Annotated in this window: 27 protein-coding genes, 1 tRNA gene and 1 riboswitch; of the genes, 11 read left to right on the top strand and 17 right to left on the bottom strand. The window is 48.1% G+C overall.

Annotated elements, in window-relative coordinates:
* Positions 1-39: 39 nt before the first annotated feature.
* The 8 genes from AC1S8V_RS07265 to AC1S8V_RS07230 form a co-directional block, all read right to left on the bottom strand.
* On the bottom strand, positions 40-1,344 hold the full coding sequence (locus AC1S8V_RS07265) for a TadA family conjugal transfer-associated ATPase (RefSeq protein ID WP_482074420.1): 1,305 nt from the start codon (positions 1,342-1,344) through the stop codon (positions 40-42).
* Entirely contained in the window at positions 1,341-2,561 is a 1,221-nt protein-coding gene (locus AC1S8V_RS07260; protein ID WP_482073050.1) for a nucleotide-binding protein, read from the bottom strand. Before AC1S8V_RS07260 ends, AC1S8V_RS07265 begins: the two co-directional genes overlap by 4 nt.
* Positions 2,562-2,723: 162 nt before the next feature.
* Positions 2,724-3,107, bottom strand: coding sequence for a VOC family protein (locus tag AC1S8V_RS07255; RefSeq protein ID WP_482073049.1), 384 nt, complete (start codon positions 3,105-3,107; stop codon positions 2,724-2,726).
* 211 nt (positions 3,108-3,318) lie between these two features.
* A complete protein-coding gene (locus AC1S8V_RS07250; protein ID WP_482073048.1) occupies positions 3,319-4,182 on the bottom strand; it encodes a DUF6612 family protein in 864 nt (287 codons plus the stop codon).
* A gap of 67 nt (positions 4,183-4,249) precedes the next feature.
* A complete protein-coding gene (locus AC1S8V_RS07245; protein ID WP_482073047.1) occupies positions 4,250-4,672 on the bottom strand; it encodes a thiol-disulfide oxidoreductase DCC family protein in 423 nt (140 codons plus the stop codon).
* Positions 4,673-4,810: 138 nt separating this feature from the next.
* Positions 4,811-5,089 (bottom strand): hypothetical protein, encoded by a 279-nt coding sequence (locus tag AC1S8V_RS07240; protein WP_482073046.1) that lies wholly within the window; start codon positions 5,087-5,089, stop codon positions 4,811-4,813.
* Between the two features lie 99 nt (positions 5,090-5,188).
* Positions 5,189-5,434, bottom strand: a complete 246-nt coding sequence (locus AC1S8V_RS07235) for a zinc ribbon domain-containing protein (protein ID WP_482073045.1) — start codon at positions 5,432-5,434, stop codon at positions 5,189-5,191.
* 210 nt (positions 5,435-5,644) lie between these two features.
* On the bottom strand, positions 5,645-6,064 hold the full coding sequence (locus AC1S8V_RS07230) for an organic hydroperoxide resistance protein (RefSeq protein ID WP_482073044.1): 420 nt from the start codon (positions 6,062-6,064) through the stop codon (positions 5,645-5,647).
* 397 nt (positions 6,065-6,461) lie between these two features.
* Here AC1S8V_RS07230 and AC1S8V_RS07225 point away from each other — a divergent pair, with 397 nt between their 5' ends.
* Positions 6,462-7,757, top strand: coding sequence for an Nramp family divalent metal transporter (locus AC1S8V_RS07225; RefSeq protein WP_482074419.1), 1,296 nt, complete (start codon positions 6,462-6,464; stop codon positions 7,755-7,757).
* A gap of 131 nt (positions 7,758-7,888) precedes the next feature.
* Here the strand turns inward: AC1S8V_RS07225 and AC1S8V_RS07220 are convergent, their stop codons facing one another.
* On the bottom strand, positions 7,889-8,572 hold the full coding sequence (locus AC1S8V_RS07220) for an HAD family hydrolase (protein WP_482073043.1): 684 nt from the start codon (positions 8,570-8,572) through the stop codon (positions 7,889-7,891).
* 378 nt (positions 8,573-8,950) lie between these two features.
* A complete protein-coding gene (locus tag AC1S8V_RS07215) occupies positions 8,951-9,349 on the bottom strand; it encodes a hypothetical protein (protein ID WP_482073042.1) in 399 nt (132 codons plus the stop codon).
* A 115-nt stretch (positions 9,350-9,464) separates the two neighbouring features.
* Positions 9,465-9,640, bottom strand: a riboswitch (cyclic di-AMP (ydaO/yuaA leader).
* 361 nt (positions 9,641-10,001) lie between these two features.
* On the opposite strand from AC1S8V_RS07215, the gene AC1S8V_RS07210 reads away from it, so the two are divergent.
* The gene (locus AC1S8V_RS07210) at positions 10,002-10,481 is read left to right on the top strand and encodes a glutathione peroxidase (RefSeq protein ID WP_076330010.1); all 480 of its coding nucleotides are present in this window, start codon (positions 10,002-10,004) and stop codon (positions 10,479-10,481) included.
* 147 nt (positions 10,482-10,628) lie between these two features.
* On the opposite strand, the gene AC1S8V_RS07205 is transcribed toward AC1S8V_RS07210, so the two are convergent.
* Positions 10,629-10,711: transfer RNA gene (locus AC1S8V_RS07205), tRNA-Leu, on the bottom strand.
* Between the two features lie 425 nt (positions 10,712-11,136).
* Between AC1S8V_RS07205 and AC1S8V_RS07200 the strand changes: the two genes are divergently transcribed.
* From AC1S8V_RS07200 to AC1S8V_RS07190, 3 genes are all read left to right on the top strand, one after another.
* Positions 11,137-11,838, top strand: a complete 702-nt coding sequence (locus tag AC1S8V_RS07200) for an urease accessory protein UreF (RefSeq protein ID WP_482073041.1) — start codon at positions 11,137-11,139, stop codon at positions 11,836-11,838.
* A 271-nt stretch (positions 11,839-12,109) separates the two neighbouring features.
* A complete protein-coding gene (locus AC1S8V_RS07195; protein WP_482073040.1) occupies positions 12,110-12,313 on the top strand; it encodes an XRE family transcriptional regulator in 204 nt (67 codons plus the stop codon).
* A 28-nt stretch (positions 12,314-12,341) separates the two neighbouring features.
* On the top strand, positions 12,342-12,977 hold the full coding sequence (locus AC1S8V_RS07190) for a hypothetical protein (protein ID WP_482073039.1): 636 nt from the start codon (positions 12,342-12,344) through the stop codon (positions 12,975-12,977).
* A gap of 33 nt (positions 12,978-13,010) precedes the next feature.
* Here AC1S8V_RS07190 and urtE read toward each other — a convergent pair whose 3' ends face one another.
* From urtE to urtA, 5 genes are all read right to left on the bottom strand, one after another.
* The gene (gene urtE, locus AC1S8V_RS07185; RefSeq protein ID WP_482073038.1) at positions 13,011-13,706 is read right to left on the bottom strand and encodes an urea ABC transporter ATP-binding subunit UrtE; all 696 of its coding nucleotides are present in this window, start codon (positions 13,704-13,706) and stop codon (positions 13,011-13,013) included.
* Positions 13,684-14,493: an urea ABC transporter ATP-binding protein UrtD gene (urtD, locus tag AC1S8V_RS07180; RefSeq protein WP_482073037.1), complete on the bottom strand. Its 810-nt coding sequence runs from the start codon at positions 14,491-14,493 to the stop codon at positions 13,684-13,686. The genes urtE and urtD overlap by 23 nt, the downstream gene beginning before the upstream one ends.
* On the bottom strand, positions 14,456-15,547 hold the full coding sequence (gene urtC / locus AC1S8V_RS07175) for an urea ABC transporter permease subunit UrtC (RefSeq protein ID WP_482073036.1): 1,092 nt from the start codon (positions 15,545-15,547) through the stop codon (positions 14,456-14,458). The genes urtD and urtC overlap by 38 nt, the downstream gene beginning before the upstream one ends.
* A gap of 21 nt (positions 15,548-15,568) precedes the next feature.
* Positions 15,569-16,474 carry an urea ABC transporter permease subunit UrtB gene (urtB, locus tag AC1S8V_RS07170; RefSeq protein WP_036610830.1) on the bottom strand — a complete coding sequence of 302 codons (906 nt, stop codon included), beginning with the start codon at positions 16,472-16,474 and terminating at the stop codon, positions 15,569-15,571.
* A 183-nt stretch (positions 16,475-16,657) separates the two neighbouring features.
* The gene (gene urtA, locus AC1S8V_RS07165) at positions 16,658-17,908 is read right to left on the bottom strand and encodes an urea ABC transporter substrate-binding protein (RefSeq protein WP_482073035.1); all 1,251 of its coding nucleotides are present in this window, start codon (positions 17,906-17,908) and stop codon (positions 16,658-16,660) included.
* Between the two features lie 261 nt (positions 17,909-18,169).
* Here urtA and AC1S8V_RS07160 point away from each other — a divergent pair, with 261 nt between their 5' ends.
* From AC1S8V_RS07160 to AC1S8V_RS07135, 6 genes are all read left to right on the top strand, one after another.
* Entirely contained in the window at positions 18,170-18,472 is a 303-nt protein-coding gene (locus tag AC1S8V_RS07160; protein WP_062833121.1) for an urease subunit gamma, read from the top strand.
* Positions 18,473-18,489: 17 nt separating this feature from the next.
* Positions 18,490-18,879 carry an urease subunit beta gene (locus tag AC1S8V_RS07155; protein ID WP_482073034.1) on the top strand — a complete coding sequence of 130 codons (390 nt, stop codon included), beginning with the start codon at positions 18,490-18,492 and terminating at the stop codon, positions 18,877-18,879.
* Entirely contained in the window at positions 18,876-20,594 is a 1,719-nt protein-coding gene (gene ureC / locus AC1S8V_RS07150) for an urease subunit alpha (protein ID WP_482073033.1), read from the top strand. The genes AC1S8V_RS07155 and ureC overlap by 4 nt, the downstream gene beginning before the upstream one ends.
* A gap of 274 nt (positions 20,595-20,868) precedes the next feature.
* The gene (locus AC1S8V_RS07145) at positions 20,869-21,561 is read left to right on the top strand and encodes an urease accessory protein UreF (protein ID WP_482074418.1); all 693 of its coding nucleotides are present in this window, start codon (positions 20,869-20,871) and stop codon (positions 21,559-21,561) included.
* A gap of 33 nt (positions 21,562-21,594) precedes the next feature.
* On the top strand, positions 21,595-22,314 hold the full coding sequence (ureG, locus tag AC1S8V_RS07140) for an urease accessory protein UreG (protein WP_482073032.1): 720 nt from the start codon (positions 21,595-21,597) through the stop codon (positions 22,312-22,314).
* Entirely contained in the window at positions 22,289-23,191 is a 903-nt protein-coding gene (locus AC1S8V_RS07135) for an urease accessory protein UreD (RefSeq protein ID WP_482073031.1), read from the top strand. Before ureG ends, AC1S8V_RS07135 begins: the two co-directional genes overlap by 26 nt.
* Before the next feature lie 110 nt (positions 23,192-23,301).
* Here AC1S8V_RS07135 and AC1S8V_RS07130 read toward each other — a convergent pair whose 3' ends face one another.
* The gene (locus AC1S8V_RS07130) at positions 23,302-23,727 is read right to left on the bottom strand and encodes a helix-turn-helix domain-containing protein (RefSeq protein ID WP_482073030.1); all 426 of its coding nucleotides are present in this window, start codon (positions 23,725-23,727) and stop codon (positions 23,302-23,304) included.
* Positions 23,728-23,793 lie beyond the last annotated feature (66 nt).

Raw genomic sequence — 23,793 nt, 5'->3', positions numbered from 1 at the left:
TGTCTGGCTTCACCCAACAGTAATCACCTTCCAATCACCTTAATTCACGTTGTTATCTGCTGAATCTGATTCAACACTATATTTTCCTATGTATTCATTCAGCCATTCCCCGAGCCCAGCCATCTGAACTTTGTCGATCTGATTCAACTTTCCAACCTGTACTAACCCGCCAATAATTTTGCCTTCCCGCTCTTCATGTTCTTGGAAACGAAACAGTGGATTCAGCAAAACCTCACCATCCTGCATACCGATCACTTCACTGATCTCTGTCACCCGCCGTGAACGGTCCCTTAGTCGGGATAGATGTACAAATATATCGATCGCCGAACTAATCTGCTGTCGTACAACCGCAATGGGAAGATCCGCACCACTGAGCACCATCGTTTCGAGTCTGCTGATCATATCCGAGATGGTATTCGCATGCCCTGTAGACAGCGATCCATCGTGCCCCGTATTCATGGCTTGTAACATATCCAACGCTTCTGCGCCCCTTACTTCGCCAATCACAATCCGGTTCGGACGCATCCGTAAGGAAGACTTGATCAGATCACGAATGGAGATTTGCCCTTTGCCCTCGGTATTCGCATTCCGGGTCTCCAGTGACACCAGATTCGGTACCGTTACAATCTGTAACTCAGCCGAATCCTCAATGGTAATAATCCGCTCATCGGCGGGGATGAACTGGGATAGTGCATTCAGAAAGGTCGTTTTTCCCGAACCAGTACCCCCTCCAATGAAGATGTTGTATTTGCTCCGTACCAACTGTTGCAGCAATTCTGCAGCTTCTTCATGCAGGGCTCCCTTTTCAATCAGATCAGACATCTTCATCGGCTCACTCGGGAATTTACGAATGGTCATCGTGGGGCCTTTCAGAGCAATGGGAGGCAATACGATATTGACCCGTGAACCATCCTTTAACCGGGCATCCACGATCGGAGAAGACTCATTCACAATCCGGTTCACCCCGGACACAATCATCTGAATAATGTCCTCCAGCCGTTCCCTGGACTCAAATTCAAGGGTGATCTGACTGACCTCACCTTCTTGCTCCACAAAAATCTCCTTGGGACTGTTAATCATGATTTCCGTAATATCGGGATGATCCACGAGTGGCTGAAGAATATCCAATCCTCGAAAAGAGTCAAATAATCGCTGTACCAGGGTATGACGCTCTCCGGAGGTCAGATCATCCAGCTTCGGATCAGTGAGAACTTTGCGTTCTATCCCTTGCCATAGTTCATCGTCTCCTGCGGAAGAGGTTAAATCGAGGCCAGCCCTGACCTCCCTGCGCATGATCTGAAACTGTTCTTCACGATCCAGTATTCTATTGGATGAGTCCGTCATAACGCCCACCGATCCTGCTTCTGAATTGGCCCCGTCTGCTTCAATTCTTCTTCTCCATCCTGTACCAGAAGGGCACATAATCTTTTCACTTCGCGCTGGAAGATCGGAGAACTAAGCATGACTTCTTCCTGACTAAGCTGCTTCCATGAAGGGATATATGGCAACACCGCATCCAGATGCAGATCAGATCGCGGAAGTGCATTAACGACATTGTCCCGATATTTATTGACCACGAAGCATGAACGATCCAACACGTTCTCGTACACATCTGGCTTGGTACGCTCGACATGCTGTAACCACTGTCCCCATCGATGCATGGCAGATATATCATCTTCAACTAGCCAGACAAAGGCGTCTGCTGCATCCAGCACCCCTTCGCTGCGTCCATCCCAGCCGGAATCGCCATCCAGAATGAGCACGTCATATTGTCCGCAATCGGTCAAATAACGAAGCAGATTCGACGTATCCTCACGAGTCATTTGCAGCAGCTCCTTCCGATTGGATAACGGCCAGAACACATCGGACTTCAGCGCTTCATGACGGATCACATATCCATCTACAGCCTTGGATTGAACCTGTAGCTGCTTGCCCGATTCCTTTCTGCCCACCTTCAGATCGTAAAGCAGGCGTGACAACCCCGTCTCCGCATCCGGGTTGCGTTGCGCACTTCTGGAAAGTCCCTTCTCCAGAAACGGGAGCGTGCTATCCAGTGTCTCCAGATTAAGATAGAGTACAGCATAACCTGCGAGCCCCAACTGCTTTGCCATGTGCAGGGCCACTACCGTTTTGCCACTCCCGCCCGAAGCGGACACTACACCGATGGAGAGAGTCTCCTGCCCCGGACGATGCATTTTCTTGCGGCGCAGCTGCCGGCAAGCATTCATCACAGCCTCCAGTAACGTAGGCAATGGTTGGTATTTCATCAGCCGCTTCGCCTCATCCACCTCGTCCAGCCCTTCACTCAGCATTAGCCAAGGTACACCCGATGCTTCTCCGCCATTTCTCAGCCAGTTATTCAGAAATTCCGGTTCCGCAACGACCAGATCCGGCATCTCCCGACCTTCCTGTTGCTCGTTCATGTGATCTCTGAACGAATCCCATTGGGAGAAGGCCGTAAAACGCACTTGGAAACCTGACGAACTTCCCTGTACATAATCAAGCCAGGCACTAATGTAATCTCTGTCTTTGGAAACCAATACTGCCTTCAGTACAATCAATTTTTCCTTCCCTCCCTGTCAAAAAGCACAAAAAAAAGCACCGTCCAATAACCGCATGAATATGCAGTATATGGACGGTGCTTCCGTCACGTGCTATGAATGTATGGATAATATAGCATACAATTTCTGGGGGAGCAAGGGATTTATTCTAACCCTCTTCCCTTAAGAGTTATACGGTGAATCGAACTCAATAATGTTACGGTCCGGATCAAGTACAAAAATCTGTGCGAATCCAGCCACACTGTCAGGTCTCGCTTCGTACTCAATTCCTTGCTGCTCCAACCAAGTTATAGTCCCTGAATAACTGGTCACCCAGATCGCAAAGTGACCGTCTGTAGTATCAATACCAGCTTCGCGTAACGTGTGACCCTCCGGGTGCTGTAACAGATGAAGCTGCTGGCTACCGATGGCATACCATGTACCTGTGGAGCGGAAAGGCGGACGTTCAATCTCCTGCATTCCCAGTAACCCCGAATAGAATTTCTTCGCGATTTCCAGATCACGTACAGCTAGACTAACATGGTGGATGTGTGCATATTCGATCATCTTTTATCTCCCCTCTCTACTTCAATATGACTATACTATAACACCTTGAACCCTGACCATAATCTCCGCTAAACTGAAAAACACCCCTGATTCTAATCCGGTAAACCTCTCGGCTCACACAGATCTAGTTCAGAGGTGCCTGTAAACGGCATATAAGGATGCGCGTTTAACGCTTTAAACGATCTTTAACATTTCATTTGTCATCGCCAATTTATTTAGCGCTATCCAATGCTTCTTGTGGAATCTTGATCTCTTCCACTTGATCGTGGTTAGAAAATGCACTGGTCATCTTCATGTCCATCGTCATTTTCTGTCCATTCTGTTCCATCTCCATGACCATGGTTACGTCAGTACTTGCAGGCAGGTAGGTTTCTTTGTTGATCATGTATTTCATCTTCATGCTGGTGATATTCATCTGATCAAGCATGGCTTGCATCTGGGCATCCGATCCGTTCTGCTCCATCACGGCTTTGGCCAGTTCCTTCACGTTATCACCGGATACGTCAGCGTTAATCACATAATTGTCGCCTTCTTCGGTCACTTCAGTATCTTCTTCGATCTTTTTGAATTGCTCCAATTCACCTTCCGGATTCATGCTTGCTTTCATCTGCTCAATCAGTTCCTTGGTTTGAGCTTCAGGAATCGCAACCCATTGCTCCCCAACTTGGGAGTAGATTTTGTCTGAAGTAATATACTGCTTCACATTCTGAGCTTCCTGTCCCGACATTTCCATATTCATCTCTTGATAGATCATCATTGGATCTTTGATAATATCCATCTTGAGCGATGTTTTAACCTGTTGATCCTGGGACTGTTCACCAGCATCCAGTTTCAGATTCTGATCAATGTTTGCTTCGGTTGTGAAGCTTTTCATTTCTTTGGTTGCTACATTGGTTTTGGTAATCAACTCGTCCAGGGTAGGGATCTTGGTCTCCTGCTCTGCAGGTGTATTGCCCTCGTTAGACGTTTCGTTGTTAGTCGCTGGCGGCGTTGCCGTGTTATCTGTGTCGTTACCGCATGCTGCCAAGCTTACTGCTAATAATGCCCCGATAAATAATGTAGTCCACTTCTTCAAGTTGTTGTCCTCCCAAAATAGATATGATCTATTGTCATTACCCAATTATTTCCGTTATTAATCACAATCACAAAAATCGATCTTTGATCTCTGGGGTAGGCAACATGCATGCTTCGTCCTTACCGAACCAGCGATAACGGTTACGCGCAACCCAGTTGTAGACTGCATTACGAATAAACTTCGGAACGATAATGAACACATATAACAACGGATAAGGGAACTTCAGACCTTTGGCCAATCGCAGCGCGGCGGTTGAACGTGTATAGTATTTTCCATTTTCAATCAGCACAAAGGTGTCCATACTGTCTGTCGACAAATCACCCTTCTCGAGCAATTCCTTGGCTACATCGGATTGGAGCGAAGCAAAATGATATTTCCCTTCCGGGTCACGCTTGATAATCCACTTGGTTAATCCCTGGCAGAAGTGGCAGACGCCATCCACCAGTACGATGGGATGTCCCAGATGCTCATCCGTTTGATTTGCTGTCATATTCGCTGCCTCCTATTGTTGCGGTTAGAGTAACTTACCCAATCTGGGCCATATTGTTCACTAATTCTAAATATTATTTATAGGAAATAAAAGAAAAAGAGCGCAGGCATTGTGCCCACGCTCGTATCTGTCCGACAATTACTCCGTAACTGCCTTTTCCATCCATTGGTCATCGATCATCTGTTGATGCAGGTCAGTTGCCCATTGGTCCATACATTTGCAAATGAAATCTTTGCGACATACTGGACAAGGCGTTTTCTGCAGACGGCTGATATTGGTCATTTTCCATTCCGGAGAACGGGAGTAGAATACACGGCATTTTGTACCGTCTACCAATTTCATTTTAAATTCATACAATCCGTCTTCCTTGTTACCATAAGCTAGTTCTAAATCTGCAATACGCGGTCTATAAGACATGGATATCACCTGTTTAATTCAAATTTGGTTCATGCAATGACACTACTCAGTACTAAGTCATATTAAAGAAAATTCAGTTCAATGTCAACTCACGCAAGTCTACCCGCCAAACAGAATATCCAGAATCGTGCCCACCTGCCCCTGTTTTTTCCCTTTCAAGACATCCGGATCAAAAACTTCAACATACCCGCAGGAAGAACAGGCCACGAACAGGTAGTGGTTATGCTGGATATCAAACACTTTGCTCAGACCTGCTCCTGACATGGAGACTTCCTTAATGTTACAATCCGTCCCCCTGCATTTTGTACATACAAATCGCCGCTCAATCATCTCTTCAATACTCATCTTCGTTCCCCCTTTATGGAATGTGTAGCATCAAGTGGGAGTGCAATTATGTAAAATAGTACGCGATCTGACATCTAATCTCCTGCATCATGTTCATGTATTATAACCAACACAAAACCCTGCCGATTGCCAGCAGGGCTCTGCGCTTGAACATCAGGTATCCAGGATACCCTGCTCTATATCTTCCCAGTTACTACCGGGAGTCAGGTCTTAGACTACGTTTAATACAACATCAATGTTGCCGCGTGTTGCTTTGGAATACGGGCAGAATTCATGCGCCTTACGGGCCAGATCCTCTGCTTGACTGTGATCCACACCAGGCATACTCACGTCCAGGCGAACAGATAACTGGAAACCGTCATCCGCAGGGTCTTTACCAATGGATACGTTACTTGTAACGACCACATTCTCCAATTTCACACCTGCTTTACGTGCTACATTGGCAAGGGCACTTTCATAACATGCTCCATATCCAGCGGCGAAGAGCTGTTCAGGGTTGGTACCTTCACCACCGGAACCTCCAAGCTCTTTGGGCATTTTCAGATCATGCTTGAGCACGCCATCCGAAGAAGTCACCGAACCTGTACGTCCACCTTTAACTGTCGCTACTGCTGTATATAAAGCTTCCATTAAGAATCTCTCCCTTATCCATATAGTTTTAATTGCCTTCACTTCAATTTAAACTTCTGGCTCATTTTGAAACGCATTTTAACTCTTTATCAGCTTTTACATCTTTATTATTTTCATGCATCTCAACTTCATGGCTGTATTTTCCCTGAGGTTGGTTAATATACAAGGGACATCCTCAAGCTGCAATCGAAATTTTGTGCCGATACATAAAAGTTGCACTAGACAAAAATTATTGAAGGAGTACAATGTAACAATAAACATAAAAATTTAGATATATCATGAGCGGTTTGTCCCGCATCAATATATCAAAATCAATAATTCCAAGTCAGGTGATTATCGTATGAGTAAAAAAAATCCGTTCAACGCGCCTTCAAGAGAATCATTGTCTACTGCGGGCATGGCTCCTTCTCTTGGAGAAGCACATAGCTCGATGAAAGTCCCGCAGAATGCTGCATGGTGGAAGAAATTCCTCGCTTTTGTAGGCCCAGGGTACCTCGTTGCCGTAGGTTATATGGACCCCGGCAACTGGGCAACAGATATTGCAGGCGGTTCACAGTTTGGGTATACCTTGTTATCCGTCATCCTACTCTCCAACCTGATGGCCGTTGTACTTCAATCGCTGGCTGGCAAACTCGGAATTGTCACTGGACGGGATCTGGCTCAAGCCTGTCGCGAACGTTTCAGCATGCCGGTCGTCATGATGTTATGGATTCTGTGTGAGCTTGCCATTGCAGCCACCGATCTGGCAGAAGTCATTGGTTCTGCCATCGCGTTAAAGCTGTTATTTAACATTCCTATGTTATACGGCGTGATCATCACCGCAGTCGATGTACTATTGATCCTTGTACTGCAGAACAAAGGCTTCCGCGCTCTGGAAACTCTCGTCATTGTGCTAATGGCGACCATTGCCCTCTGTTTCGGCATCGACCTATTCTTGGCGAAACCGGATATGGGCGGTGTTCTCCATGGTTTTGTACCTAATGTCGAGATTTTGCAAAACCCGGCCATGCTCTATATCGCCATTGGTATTATCGGAGCAACCGTGATGCCGCATAATCTATACCTGCATTCTTCCATTGTACAGACACGTCAGATCGAACAGACACCACAGGGCAAAAAAGAAGCCATTCGGTACTCGACCATGGACTCAACAATCGCGCTGACACTGGCCCTGTTCATCAATGCGGCCATCCTGATTGTATCTGCTGCTGTATTTCACAGTGCAGGCATGACGCAGGTTGCCGAGATCGCAGATGCCTACCATCTGCTGACACCTCTATTAGGTACAACGGTTGCAAGTATCCTGTTCGGTGTGGCGCTATTAGCATCAGGTCAGAACTCTACCCTTACAGGTACACTCGCCGGGCAGATTGTCATGGAAGGTTTCCTGAATATTCGAATTCCGGCATGGCTGCGCAGACTGGTCACACGTCTGATCGCCATCATCCCGGCGGTAATTGTCACAGCTATTGCAGGAGAACACGGCACAGAAGAACTGCTCATTTTGAGCCAGGTCGTACTGTCGCTTCAATTACCTTTTGCTGTAATCCCCCTGGTGATATTCACGAGTGATAAAAAAAGCATGGGTGCATTCGCCAACAAATTATGGCTCAAAATCATCTCATGGGTCATTGCCGCTATTATCGTTGTGCTAAATGTATATCTGATCATTCAGACAATCCGGTTGTTCTAATCTCATTCTAATTGACTAAATAATAAAAAGGCTGATCAACTCCGGTATGCAATACCCAAGTTGGTCAGCCTTTATTGTCGCTGTACAGCAACGTGTTTTCATTTATAGTAGAACCTCTCGTACGCAATCATCTAATCCTGCTTTGGCACCAATAACGGCAGGAGCTGATCCAATGAATCAACGGTCCAATCCGCACGTTCGTCATCCGATAGTTCCGGCTGGAATCTCCCGTAACCCTGCATAATCCGTATCGTACGCATGCCCAGCTTCCGAGCAGGAATAATGTCGTTATCGATCCGATCCCCGATCATGACGGCTTCAGCTGGTTCACAACCGGCCTGCTTCAAGGCCACAGCGTATAACTCAGGGTCTGGCTTGGACACCCCTTCTTCAGCGGAACAGGCCAGAACATCAACATACTTCCGCAACCCGTAGCTCTCCAGTCTCTCTTCCGTTCCGGGACTTTGATTGGCAATAATGCCAATGCGATAATGCTTCGACAAGTGCTGAAGAACCGAATCCGCTGAAGGAAAAGGATGTTCAAGATCTTTTTGAAATTTCAGTTTGTCCTGAATCTGTTTCTGGTGCTTCTCGTCTCCAATGAATGTGCGAATCGCCACTCTCATAGGCCATTGCTCATATTTCTGGTAACAGTTCGCGAACAGTTCGCGTACCGCCTCAATCTTCACCGGATACCCCAAAGCACAAGCCTCGCGGACGAACTGTCCGATAATATCATCAACCGGCTCCCATTCATCCACCAACGTATCTCCAACATCAAAAAACAACCACTTTAATCCACATACATCCGGCACGCCAATTCCTCCTTGTAAGCCACAGGCGATTCCTCATCCTAATCGTGTTCAAAAAGTCTGGTTTTCAGTACCGAGAAGATGGAATGAAGCTAGAAATGGAGTAGCGGAGCGTAGGGAAAACTACGTGAGCAACTACAATGTTTCCGAAGGAAACATACTTCGTAAGCATATTCTTATTCGGCTGAATTTCATATTCGATGCTGATCATGCCGCTAGGCATCCTTCGTAATCAAAAGCAGACTTTTTGAACTACCTTTAAAACCATAAAAAAGAAGACTCACCATCACGCATGAGTCTCCTCAAATTTCCGTTTATTGATATGTTCAATTATAACAGGCCCCTTACACCGGAGCAATCACAAGCTAACAAGCTAGCGCACTAACCATTCAGGAGAAAGCCGACTTCTCCATTAAGTGAATACACAATCCGGTCTGCACCCATTCCTCGATAGATGCCCTTTGGATGACTCTGCTCCGTAATGACGCACAGGGACTTCGATGTCCACGAACGGCAGATCTGCAAATATCGACAGGTCAGATTCAGGCTGTTCTCGAAAATAAACACGTTTCCTACGCTACCCTGCGGCAAAAACCATTTTTGAGCTGCAGCCGTATTCATACGAATAACATGCTCTACCCCGATTCTACGGAGTTTCCGCTCTTCCCCTGCACTGTTGGTTAGAACGGCAAACGGCATTTTTTTGTACATCAGCAATTTGATAAATTTGCGTCCTGCTTCATTCGGAGCAGTCACTAAGATCATCTCAGTATCCATCATTCGTTCCTCCCTTGGCGTGAAAAGACAACAAAAAAGAAGCGTGGGGGACCAAGGCCTCCCGAACGCTTCTTAAATAATTCATGGCGAAAACGCCATGAACCAGCGTACGGCTTGTTGCCTCTCCCTTTAACGCTTACGAGGTTAGCTGACGGATTCGGGCGCGAGAGTCGCCCTATTTCCGGCTGTCACCGGAAAATTCACCCCATGAATGCCTACTGTCCTGGACAGCGCATTCTGTTGGTTCCCCCGTTTCCCACTCATCAATGAATGGAAACTCAGCGATTAAAACATCGTTCGTATACCTTAAGGTAAGATCGAGCGATATTATCGTTTGTTTCGTTTTTCAGGTACAATTTAGTTTAAATTGAAATTACGTTATGAATCATACACCCGCGCCATGACGGTGTAAAGTCCGCACAGATCACCGAATCGGCAGATTTTTGCCAATACCCACCCATAATAACGCTTACAACAAGATCATACTCTATGCATCTCTTTAAATCTATCTAATTCTCACTCTGACGAAAATCACATCGCAATTCATTCACGTATTCTGCACAACTTGCCTGTTTTGATTCTTTTAACACCACATTAGTTTTGCATTATTTAATTGTAACCAATATAATAGAGGATATAAATGGAGGCGATTTAGATGACAGTCTACGATTACAAAGTGAATACCCTTCGCGGTCAAGAAGTTGAAATGTCCGACTACCGTGACAAAGTGTTACTAATTGTGAATACGGCAAGCTCATGCGGCCTTACACCTCAATTCAAAGGTCTGCAAGAATTGCAAGACAAGTTCCAGGATGCACCATTTGAAGTCCTTGGTTTTCCAAGCAACCAGTTTGCACAGGAAAAAGGCTCTTCCGATGATATTGCCGAGTTCTGTCAGATGAATTATGGCGTGAGCTTCCCCATGTTCGAGAAAATTGATGTGAACGGCTCAAGCGCTCACCCTCTCTTCCAGCACCTTAGCAAAGAAGCACCCGGCCTGCTCGGATCCAAAGCAATCAAATGGAATTTCACCAAATTCCTTGTGGATCAGAATGGACAGGTACTTAAACGTTATGCTCCCAAAACAACACCTGACAAGATTGAAGAAGATATCAAGAACTTGCTTCAAAAATAATACATTGGCCACCCGTAGCCGGAAGGTAGAGCACCATTGCCCCCGGTAATGGATGGCCTTTTTTCTGACCTAAGGTTCTACTGATCGAAAATACAAAAAGAAGAAGCTTTCCAATAAAGGAAAGCTTCTTCTTAAACGTTCATATGATGCGGTCGAGAGGACTCGAACCTCCACGGGCATACGCCCACTACCCCCTCAAGATAGCGTGTCTGCCATTCCACCACGACCGCATGTCGTAAATAATCGGCAACAGAATTGATTATACCGGCTTTAGATCTAAAAGTAAAGCACTTTTTAATACTTCTTTATCAGCTAGGCATTTTCCTCAAAAATCGCATATTCTCGTCATGTTCAGTCATGAACTGCATATCATTAGTTTTGATCCCCTCTTTTCCGGATAGAGCCGATCTGTGTAATCATTTATATATAGTCCTCCCTACACTTCGCGAATATTTAACCACTAACGTTATATAAAATAACACGAATAACGGAATTCAAATTTAAAACATTAAATTCCAATGATTCTATTGACAAAAAGCGGACATTTATGGGATGATTACTATCATAAAATTCGGATTTTCAAACACAAAGCAAACAAAAAGGAATATAAATGTTACTTAATGTAACATTTAACGAACACAGGAGGCGAATGATTGTGAACCGTGGGAATAAGCTGCTCGATTATGTCAAACTGCTTGATTCCTCTATTCAGGTTGGAGGGTTCACCCATTCCTTCGGCATGGATATCCATATCAAGGAGGGTACCATTCGTAATGCTGAAGATCTCGAATCATTCATGCGTTGTCAGTTGCATCCCAGCATCGTTCGTCTTGAAGGCATGGCCATCAAAGGCATCTATACCGCAGCAGATCACAAGGATACATGGCGGATAGCTCTGATCGACAAGCTCGTCCATGTTCAGCGAACTCCTGGAGATCTCAGAGAACAAGCTGCTGTTATGGGTAAACGATTGATCAGACTCGCACGCGCTCTGCACCCCTGGATTGATTTCAGCCAACTCGAACAGATCTTTGCCAAATATGATTCGGTTGGCTGTCTCTCCACTGTTCACGCCTGGATTAACCACCACCTCGACATCCCGGTCGAGGAGGCGGTCCTTGGTTACCTGCATTCAGCCATGAATGCCTGCATAACCGAAGCCTCCAAAGTCATCCCCCTGAACAACGATACAACCAAGGATCTGATGGTCCGCCTGGCCACAGATCTGGAGAATGAATGGAAGACCGTCAGCGCCTCGGCTGCGGATGGACTGGTACAACCAACCTCGATGTCCATGAAATCGTTTTTCCCCAGTTTCCACATGCTTGGAGCTGGACTTCATGCCTACAGGGCCTAATCCTCTTTTTCCCCAGACCTGCTCCCCTCTTCATTCGAACTATTCAAAAAAAACACGTCGGCAACCTCCTTGCCGACGTGTTTTTTGTCATTTTATTTGTTTATTTAACGCATTTACGCCATTTAACATCACAAAATACACTTTTTTCCGTCTTTTTTAATTGTTAGATGACGGATTAACGTATATAATATGATATACAGCTCGCATTTCTATATATTCTACATGAAGAAAGGGCGACTGAATACTACATTCGAACCAGGGGTGAACCCTTTTGAACAAGAAAAAACCAGTGACTCCCTTCGGATGGGCCATCAAACGACGGCTAACCGAACTCCAAGTGGACCAGAAGACTTTTTGTGAACAGTACGGCATCCCACCCTATCGTTTATCCAATCTCATTCACGGCACACGCAAAGCAACCCGTTTTAGACATCAGGTCGCTGATATTTTGGATATTCCAGATGAACTGAGATAAGATTTTCGCCAAAAGGAGGACCTCGTCCATGAGATATGTCACATCCGATCTGGAGAGGCTGTCGTTCCAGTCTATAAGTCACCAGCTTATTATCGTTGATCACCACTGGATTATCCACAGTTGTAACCGTGCCTGGCAACAAGGACTCGGTCAATATCCACCAAGTCCGAATACGAATGATAACCATAGACATTACCTGCGTCTATTGGAAACATGGGCATCACGAGGCAAGAAAGCGAATATGGCACTTGTAGTGCAGAATTTGAAAGAAAGAGGAACACCCTTTAATCGAAATCATACATATGACATCTGCGTTTATACGGCATATAACGAAGAGAAGTGGTTTCGCATGGAACTCACCCCTCTACACCATGCCGATCCCATTTCGGACACCGATCTCGCTTTGATTGCACATTTGGATATTACGGAACAGAAAAAGACAGAACGTCAATTGAAGAAGACCCTGTCTGAAGTGCGTACATTACGTGGACTGCTGCCTATTTGCGCCGTCTGCAAACAGATCAAGGATGAAGAAGAACATTGGAACTCCGTCGAAAGTTATCTGGAGAAGCATACCCACGCCGAATTCACCCATGATATCTGCCCGGAATGCATACGGCGATTATATCCGAAATACTCGAACATCCTGGACAAGCGCTCCTGAACCCTCTCTCTCCACTCGACACGTTAACTACAACTACACGGACAGATGATGTGCAAACTGCGACATATCCAGTTCTTGCGGTGTCCCATGCAGGGTGATGGTTCCTTTGTCCATGATATAGATATAATCTGCAGCATTGCGTACAAAATCAATACTCTGCTCCACCAGCAGAACAGAGAGATCCCCCTTGGCCTTGAGCTGCAAAATGACCTGCCGAATGTCCTCCACAATGGAAGGCTGGATGCCTTCTGTCGGCTCATCAAGCAGCAACAACCCCGGACGCGAAGCCAGCGCCCGGGCGAACGCCAACTGCTGCTGCTGTCCACCACTCAGATCTCCACCCTGCCGTCCATACATCGTAGCAAGCACGGGGAACATCGCGAGCACATCCTCCGGGAACGTCTTTACACCTGGTACACTTGTCTCCAGGCCGAGCAACAAGTTTTCTTTCACCGTAAGCTGCGGGAAAATCTCCCGCCCTTGCGGTACATAACCGATCCCTGCTTTTGCCCGCTTGGCCGTGTCCAACGTGGATAACTCCTTATTTTGCCACTGAATGCTGCCCTTGCGTATTTTGAGCAACCCCATCAATGTCTTCATCAACGTCGTTTTCCCTACACCGTTACGGCCCATCAGACACACCACCTGTCCAGGCTGTACGTCCAGGCTCACACCTCGCAGCACATTGCTTTCCCCGTAGCCAGATTCAATTCGTTGCAGCGACAGCATGGTCATCCCTCCTTTTGCCCAGATACACTTCTGCCACTTTCGGATCTGCCTGTACTTCCGCCATCGTACCTTCTTTCAGCAGTTTCCCTTCATGCATCACTGTCACCTTGGCTGCGAACTCTCGCACAAACTCCATATCATGCTCTACCACCACAACCGAGCGCTCACGTGCAATCTCTTGCAGAAGTCGCCCAGTCTTGTGTGTTTCTTCATCCGTCATGCCCGCGGCTGGTTCGTCCAGTAACAACACACGCGGCTCTTGCAGAAGCAACATGCCGATCTCCAGCCACTGCTTCTCCCCATGCGATAATGCTCCTGCACGGGCGTTAATACGGTCTTGCAGACCAATCTGGAGGGTAATATGCTCCATGGCCGCACTCATCTTCCCATATCTCCGAATACCGATGGCTTGCAAAGGGGAACGGCGAGTCTCCGCCGCCAGTGTCAGATTCTCCTGTACCGTCAGACCCGTGAAGATCGATGGCGCCTGGAATTTGCGTCCCACACCTTTGCGGACAATCTGGTGCTCCTTCAGTCGTGTTAATTCCGTACCATCCGCCATCTTCACCGAGCCGGACATGGGTTTTGTTTTGCCGCATATCACATCCAGCATCGTTGTTTTCCCTGCACCATTGGGTCCGATTAGAAAATGCAGGTCATGTTCATGCAGCTTCAGATTCATGCCTTTGACAGCAACGAACCCACCAAAGGCCACCGTAATGTCCTCAGCTACTAACACCGCTGATCCTTCAGTAGACTTTAGGCTTTTCCCGAGTGACTTGGACATGCGTACTCTCTCCTCTCCGCTTCAGCAAGCGAACGACATGACGATACACACCTACAATACCGTTTGGCATGAACAAAACTACTGTTACAAAGAGCCCACCGATGACGAACAGCCACCCTTCGGGGTAAGCCTCGCTTATGCCTGTTTTGGCTGCATTCAGCACCACTGCTCCGATGACCGCTCCAATAAGCGTACCGCGACCACCCAGTGCAACCCACAGGACCATCTCAATGGAAGGCACAATCCCCATCATCGATGGCGAGATAATACCGACCTGAAGAACAAACAGCATACCCGCGATGCCTGCAAGCGCACCGGAAAAAGCAAAAGCCAGCGTTTTATATCCCGCCGGATCATATCCGAGGAATCGCACCCGATTCTCTCCATCACGCGCCGCTTCGAGCACCTGACCGAACCGGCTGTTCACCATTCGACGACAGAGCACATACGCGATCACCAGAACAGCAAGCGTTATATAGTAGAGAGCAATCGTTGTTCCTGCGGAATGAAGTGTAAAACCAAAGATCGAATTATACCCGGTAATGCCATTCGTTCCGCCCGTCCACTCCTGTTTGCCAACAAATAATGTCACCGTAATGAGAACCAAGGCTTGTGTCAGAATAGTAAAATATACACCGGTAATCCGGTTACGGAACGTAAACCACCCCAGAGCAAAGGCAAGCAATGCCGGAAGGGCTATCCCCAAGAGCAGCGCCATCGGGAAAGAGCGAAAGGGTTCCCAGAACCACGGCAGACCGCTGAGACCACTCCATCCCATGAAATCAGGAAGCGTTGCTCCACTGGCCTGAAGCTTCAGATACATCGCCATCGCGTATCCACCCAGACCAAAGAACACCCCATGCCCAAGACTCAGCACACCCCCATATCCCCAGATCAGATCGAGACCGATGGCCAGGATCGCCAACGCCAAAAACTTGGCTAACAGACTCAGACGAAACTCCGTGGAGATCAGTGGAGCAAGACACATCATGATGAGTACAACCGCCCAGATAATCCTCATTTTCAGACTGCCAGTCTTGAGTAATGCCGACATGAACTAACCCCCTTCTTCACGTTAATCGAGACTCCGTGTGCGCATCGCAACCAAGCCACGTGGTTTCCATTGCAGGAAAGCAACGATACATACAAACACAAGCACCTTGCCGATGGAGGCCGAGGTATAGGTTTCGAACAGCGTGTTAAACATACCAATCCCCAGTGCACCACACACGGTTCCGACCAATTTCCCTACTCCACCCAGAACAACGACCATGAATGCATCCACAATATAATACGTGCCAAGTGAAGGACCAATCGGACCAATGAGCGTTAATGCACAGCCAGCAATTCCAGCAATGCCCGAACCAATGGCAAAGGTCATGCCATCCACCCGGCGGGTCGAAATTCCCAAACAGCCCGCCATGCTCCGATTCTGCATCACCGCCCTCATTCGTCTTCCGGAAGATGTTCGATAGATATAGAGATACATGCACAGCAGTACAACCGCAACCAATGCGATAATGAAAATTCGCTTGTACGGAAATACAATGCCATCCGAGATCGCCAATCCCCCATTGAGCCAGGCCGGACTGGATACCCCCACATTTGGCGCTCCGAATATCGTACGGGCCAGTTGTTGCAGCATCATTCCTACACCCCATGTCGCAAGCAGGCTATCAAGCGGCCTGCCATACAGATGCCTGATCAACACCACTTCAAGCAACCAGCCAATCAGAGCAGCCACAATGAACGCAATCGGCAAAGCTACAACAAAGTAGGCACCAAACCACGCCGCTGGAGCATAGGACATGAACAGATTTTGTGTTACATACGTTGCATATGCACCGATCATGATCAGTTCACCGTGAGCCATATTGATCACATTCATCAGCCCAAACGTTACCGCCAGACCGAGTGCAATCAACAGCAGAATCGAACTGATACTCAGACCATTGAACATCTGCAGGATAAACATATCCACGCTATCCCCTCCTCCGTAACGTGACTCTCGATATTACACATGACTTCCAATAGCACAGCGCCACACATTTCACATTACAGTAACGCTTTACCGCAATGCGGTTAGAGGATGTGTTGTCACACCCTCGTCTATGAATCGACTGCTTTGAAGCGAGTTACCTGTGCTTATTACGAGGTTTCTATGTTATTTGGTGCTGAGAGAAGCTCCCCATTCATATGTTTTCAGATAAGGGTCCGGCTTGACAGGCGCACCAGAATTCCACAATTCCTTGAACTGCCCATTCTCCTGCACCTCACCAATCCGTACGGTTTTGTAGATATGCTGATTCTCTCCATCCACGGTTACCTTACCTTCCGGGGCATCAAACTCCAGACCCTTGGCAGCTGCCTTCACCTTCTCCACGTCGGTTGATCCTGCTTTCTCCACCGCCGCCTTCCAGAGATAAACCGCCACATATCCCGCTTCAATCGGATCTGCTGTCACCCGATCAGCACCATATTTTTCTTTATACTTGGCAACAAATGTTGCATTTTCAGGTGTATCCGTTGTCTGATAATAATTCCACGAAGCCAGATGCCCCTTCAATACGTCTGCGCCGATACCACGGATCTCTTCCTCCGCTACACTCACCGACAGGGTCGTCATCTGATCCGAGGAAATCCCGGCATCCTTCAATTGTTTGAAGAAGGCCACATTGCTATCTCCGTTCAGCGTATTGTATACAATATCCGGCTTGGCAGCCTTGATTTTGCTAATGATAGTACTGTAATCGGTATGTCCCAGCGGTGTGTATTCCTCACCTACCACTTCGCCGCCCTCTGCTGCGAGTTGTGCCTTAATGACCTGATTGGCCGTTTTCGGGAATACATAATCTGAACCGAGCAGATAAAACGTCTTGCCCCTGTTCTCCAGTAACCAGGTTACGGATGGAACGATCTGCTGATTGGTTGTTGCTCCTGTATAAAAAATGTTCGGCGATGATTCCAATCCTTCATATTGCACCGGGTAAAAGAGTAGGCCTTTGTTCTGTTCGAACACCGGGAGCATAGCCTTCCGACTTGCAGAGGTCCATCCGCCAAATACAGCAGCGACCTTATCCTGTTGCAGCAGCTTCCCAGCCTTCTCCGCAAAAGTAGGCCAATCCGAAGCGCCATCCTCAACTACAGGCTCAATCTGTTTACCCAGAACTCCGCCCGCGGCGTTAATCTCTTCAATGGCAAGCATCTCGGCATCTTTAACAGATACCTCACTGATCGCCATCGTTCCGCTGAGAGAGTGAAGAATGCCAACTTTAATCGGTTCACCGGATGCAGCCGGCTCTCCTGTACCACCCGAACCTGAAGCCTCAGGTGGCGCAGTGCCCTCCACACATCCTGTCATCACAATGACCGCACCGAGCAAAATACTCCATAACTTGACCGACCTCTTCTTCAATAGCCTACACTCCCTTTTTTTAGTCTATTGACGAACATTAAGGTCATTTACACCCGAAATGTTCGTTGATCCAAATTATGGAGCGTCACACTCTTCATGTCAATATAGCTTACATAATTTTATTTCATGCCTACTCATTTCATGCATAGTGCTAATAAGCTTTGAAGCTTATTGACAAAGGGTTCACCCTGTGTGAGTATATTTAACATATAACATGATCCATGAACATATCAGACACTATAAGCGAAAGGTCGGATTGCCTTGCACTGGACTGAGCAGGAAAAGGAAAAACTCCTGATTACCGTGGCCGCTAACCTCGCCCGCGAACGAAGAGCACGCGGACTTAAGTTGAATGTCCCCGAAGCCATCGCCTTGTTGACCTCCGAACTTATGGAGCGGGCACGGGATGGAATGAGTGTTGCCGAATTAATGAGATACGGAGGCACCATCCTGACACGTGAAGACTGTATGGATGGTGTTGCCGATATGATTCCTGAAGTACAAGTAGAAGCCACATTTCCTGACGGTACGAAACTGGTTACCGTACATGAACCTATACGCTGAGAAAGGCAGGAGAAACCATGATTCCTGGTGAATACCGCTTGAAGCCAGATGACGACATCATCTGTCATCCGGATCGTCCAACCCTACGCCTGATTGTCCTCAACCGCGGCGACCGCCCCGTCCAGGTCGGCTCTCACGTTCACTTCTATGAAGTTAATGCAGCCCTGGACTTTGATCGCACGTCAGCTTTCGGACATCGCCTGCATATTCCGGCAGGCACCGCAGTCCGCTTCGAACCCGGTGAAGAGAAACCTGTCGAACTCACGACCTTTGGCGGCAAACGCCAGATACACGGGTTCAACGGATTAACGGAAGGCTCTGCGGATCAGGCCCCTGATCCACAGAAACTGGAGGCATTCCTGAAGACGTTCTCCCCTCCCATACAAGATGGAGGTGAACCTTCATGAAACGAATGAGCCGCGAACAATATGCGTCGATGTTCGGCCCCACAACCGGTGATGCCATAAGACTTGCGGATACCGAACTATGGGCAGAGATTGAACATGATTATGCCGTATACGGAGATGAGAGCAAGTTCGGAGGTGGCAAGGTTATCCGCGACGGGATGGGCCAGTCCACCTCTGCTCTGCGAAGTGACGGCACTCCTGATACTGTTATCACCAACGCCATCATTATCGATCATTGGGGCATTGTAAAAGCTGATATCGGCATTCGGGATGGTCACATCTGCGCCATTGGCAAATCCGGCAACCCGGATACAATGGATGGTGTTCATCCCGCACTGGTCATCGGTGCTTCCACCGAAATCATCGCTGGTGAAGGCATGATTGTAACCGCTGGCGGCATTGATACCCATATTCATTTCATCTGCCCACAGCAGATTCAGACCGCATTATCCTCCGGGGTAACGACCATGATCGGCGGGGGAACAGGACCTGCAACAGGAACCAAAGCCACCACCTGCACACCAGGAGCCTGGCACATCCACCGGATGTTAGAATCGGCAGAGGCTTTTCCCATGAACATCGGTTACCTTGGCAAAGGCAACAGTTCCAGCACCGCACCTTTAATCGAACAGATTGAAGCGGGTGTAATCGGCCTGAAGTTGCATGAGGATTGGGGCACTACCCCGAGCGCTATCGATGCCTGCCTGACTGCTGCCGGGGAACATGATGTTCAAGTGGCTATCCATACCGATACCCTGAACGAAACCGGATTTCTCGAAAACACACTGGCTGCGATCAACGGCCGGACGATCCACACGTACCACACGGAAGGCGCTGGTGGCGGACACGCACCGGATATTATCCGGGCTGCTGGGGAGTCCTACGTTATCCCCTCATCAACCAACCCAACACGACCGTACACACGCAACACTGTAGAAGAGCATCTCGATATGTTGATGGTGTGTCACCATCTGGACCCTTCCATCCCGGAAGATGTCGCTTTTGCCGATTCGCGGATTCGTCCCGAAACCATAGCAGCCGAAGACATTTTGCATGATCTCGGCGTGTTCAGCATTATCAGTTCCGATTCACAGGCCATGGGCCGAGTGGGCGAAGTCATTATCCGCACATGGCAGACAGCCGACAAAATGAAAAAACAGCGGGGCAAACTTGAACTCAACCCGGATTCCCCCTCCGATAACGATCGGATCAAGCGATATGTGGCCAAATACACCATCAATCCAGCTATCGCTCACGGAATCGGACACCTTGTCGGTTCAGTGGAAGTTGGAAAGCTGGCCGATCTAATCGTATGGAAACCAGCTTACTTCGGAGTTAAACCCGAGATTGTCATCAAGGGTGGCATGATTACATTTGCCCAGATGGGCGATCCCAATGCGTCCATCCCGACACCTCAGCCCGTATTTGGCAGACCCATGTTCGGAGCTTATGGTAGCGCCATTGCCAGCGGATCGATCACCTTTGTCTCCCAAGCCGCAGCAGATGCGGGGATCAAAGAGTCATTGGGCCTGAAGAAACGGGTAGAACCTGTTAAAGGCTGTCGCTCGGTCAGCAAAAAAGACATGATTCATAACGACGTGACCCCTGTCATTGAAGTCGATCCCGAAACCTATGAGGTACGTGCCGACGGCGAGCTTCTCACCTGCGAACCTGCAGACGAGTTGCCTATGGCACAGCGGTACTTTATGTTTTGACATTTAATATAAAAAGCGAAATATAAGTTGGACCATTCCGGTTACACATGGTCACTCCGCTGGCAGAACAACCTTCCGATCGCTGTTATCCCCAGATTTCTTTGATCCCCTTTTGAAAGGGAGAAATCTTGTGATAAAGGCGAGCGCTGCGCTTCTCCAGGCTTTTTCTGCCCTCTCCGTTTTCGTGTAAACCGCTTGCTCATCTGATATTTCTAAATATTTTATATTAGATTTCGATTGTGAATTAAACACCAAGAGGAGGACACGTATCGTGATGAACAGTGGCACGAAGCTACTCCGTTACGTTCAGCTGCTGGATTCGGCCCTGCCCATCGGTGGTTTCTCCCATTCCTTCGGTCTGGAAGCTTACACCCATGATGGCACCGTGCAAAATACCGCGCAGCTTGAACAGTTTATTCGCAGCCAGCTTCACTCCAGTCTTGTACGACTAGATGGCCTTGCCATCAAAGGCGTCTATCAGGCGATAAAACAGCAAGATGCCGCTCTACTTGCCCTGTATGACAAACGTGTCCACGCCCAGCGCTCCCCTCGGGAACTCAGGGAAAGCGGCCACAAAATGGGAAAGCGACTGCTCAAGCTGGCCCGTTCACTCTATCCATGGATGGACTTTACCCTAATTGATGAGGCCATACGGGAATACGGCGCGTATTGTGGCATCACGACCATTCACGGTTATATCAACTATCAATTGGAGATTGGATTGGATGAAGCCGTTACCGGGCATCTGTATACCTCAGTTAACGCTTATGTGAACAGCGCACTTCGCCTGCTGCCCATCGGACAAACCGAGGCGCAGATGCTGATTCAGAAACTGCTTCATGATATCGAAGCGGAATGGGTGCTCATTCGGGAAAATGACCCGGAAGATATGCACAGCTTTGGAATCGCCCAGGAAATCTACGCCATGCGGCACGAGAGCTTGCCTGCGCGATTGTTTATGTCTTAACTACAACTTTAATAGAACCAAGGAGGAATTGTTATGTGTGGAGGAGCTAATCATACCCATCATCCGGAGTGGGAACGCAAAGCATTTGATCGGAGTCGTCCGATGCGAATTGGAATCGGCGGACCGGTAGGTTCAGGTAAAACAGCCCTTGTGGAGAAGCTGTCCAAGGCACTGCGTACACGTTATAGCCTTGCTGTCATCACGAATGACATTTATACCAAGGAAGATGCCGAGATTTTACTGCGTCAGAACGCCCTGGCACCAGAGCGTATTATCGGCGTAGAGACAGGCGGATGCCCGCACACGGCTATTCGCGAGGATGCCTCCATGAATTTCGAAGCGGTTGACGAGTTAATTGAACGTTTCCCGGATCTGCAACTAATCTTCATCGAGAGCGGCGGCGACAATCTCTCCGCTGCATTCAGTCCGGAACTCGCTGATGTGTTCATCTACATTATTGACGTTGCCCAAGGAGAGAAACTCCCTCGCAAAGGCGGTCCCGGCATCACGCGTTCAGACCTGCTATTAATCAACAAAACCGACCTTGCCCCTTACGTTGGTGCAAACCTGGATGTTATGAAAAATGATACCGAGCGGGTACGTGAAGGCCGCCCTTATGTCATGTCTAATCTAATGAGCGGTGAAGGTGTGTCCGAGATTGTCCACTGGCTCGAACATCAATATATGGATGACGATGCTTCCGCTGCACATCTGCATTCCCACAGCCATGAGCATGGCACTCACTCGCATTAATTCATCTTATGTCCCCACGGGGACAGAGGTGAATCGGAACGAAAGTGCAGGTGAGCCCGTCACGCGCCGCAGCGAGCTTCGGGCCACCTTTGCCTTTCAAGGCGACCGAACTGTCATGACTGATCGTTATTACAGCGCACCTCTCCGGTTTAGCCGATCCTTTCGACCTCCCGGCGGTGGAACCGAATTATGTGTGTACACTTCAGACGTCTCTCCCGGAGTCCTGAACGGGGATCACTATCATTCGGAGTGGGAATTAGGCGAAAGAACCCATGTGATGCTGAGCAGTACTTCAGCAACCAGGCTTCATCCTACACCTTCCATTCCCTCGTCCGTTAATCATCACTTTCGGTTGGGAAAAGGAGCCACACTGGAATATTTCCCTGAATGCGTTATTCCCTTCAAGGGAAGTTCTTCTTCACTCGCTGTAACCTTTAAGCTGGAAGAACAGGCGATCCTCGCTTACGCAGACATCTGGTCTGCCGGACGGATTCATCGGGGAGAAGCTTTCCAGTTCGAGCGTTACCGTAGCTTGACGGAGATATGGCAAGGTGAGCAACTGGCTGTCTGGGATCGATTCGGACTCGAACCGGAAACCGATGACCCTAAACACTCAGCGTCCCTCCTTCACTATACCCACACGGCTGCGTTGTGGATGATTGCCCCAGGACTGGGCACTACGGAGTTGGAACAAGTCAGGTCTGCGCTGCCACCAGATGGACGAATGCTCGCAGGTGCGAGTTTGCTGGCAACCGGAGGCATCGGCGTCCGACTACTTGGCATGGCAGCTTGGGAGCTTCAGGAGCAATGTCTTCAGATCTGGAACACACTCCGTCCCCATCTGCTGGGCAAAGAAACCCTCGTCTTTCGTAAATAAGGGCGTGAAGCATACATGGTTAACACAAAAACCTCTGAACGTTCTCCGAGTGTGTTCGGATTAGTCCAGAGGTTTTTGTTCATTCAGTCTATGGATGCTGCTCATATCACTTACACTTCGTTTTCCTCAGAATTGTTCTCTGATTCATCCTCAGACTTATAGCGATAGTCGCCTGTATCCTTGCTTTCCTTGGATTTACGGTAACGGGTGAACTCAATATATTCGCTGATAAAAGACTGTTCCACAGTCGATAACTCACTTTCCTGGCAATTCAATTGCCGCAAAACGTCAAAAAAATAATCCTCCCGTTTTTCCCGAACCATCGCTTCCTTCGATGGACGCCCAATCATGAGCCAGTCGAGGCTCACATCAAAAAACGAAGCAATCTCAATTAATTTATTCGTACTCGGAATAGACTTGCCACGTTTCCAGTCACCCAGATTGCCTGTGCTAATCTTCAGCTGTTGGCAGAAAGCCTTCTTGGTCATTCCTCGTTCGGCAATCAGGTGTTCAATTCGCTCATAGATCGACTGCATACAAGAACCGCCTTCCAACCGTAATAATCAACTCATCTGCTTGAATTATACCACATTATTCCTGAA

This window comes from Paenibacillus sp. B46(2026), from assembly GCF_056786355.1.
The sequence above is the reverse complement of the archived record's forward strand: the minus strand, read 5'-3'. Positions and strand labels throughout refer to the sequence as shown.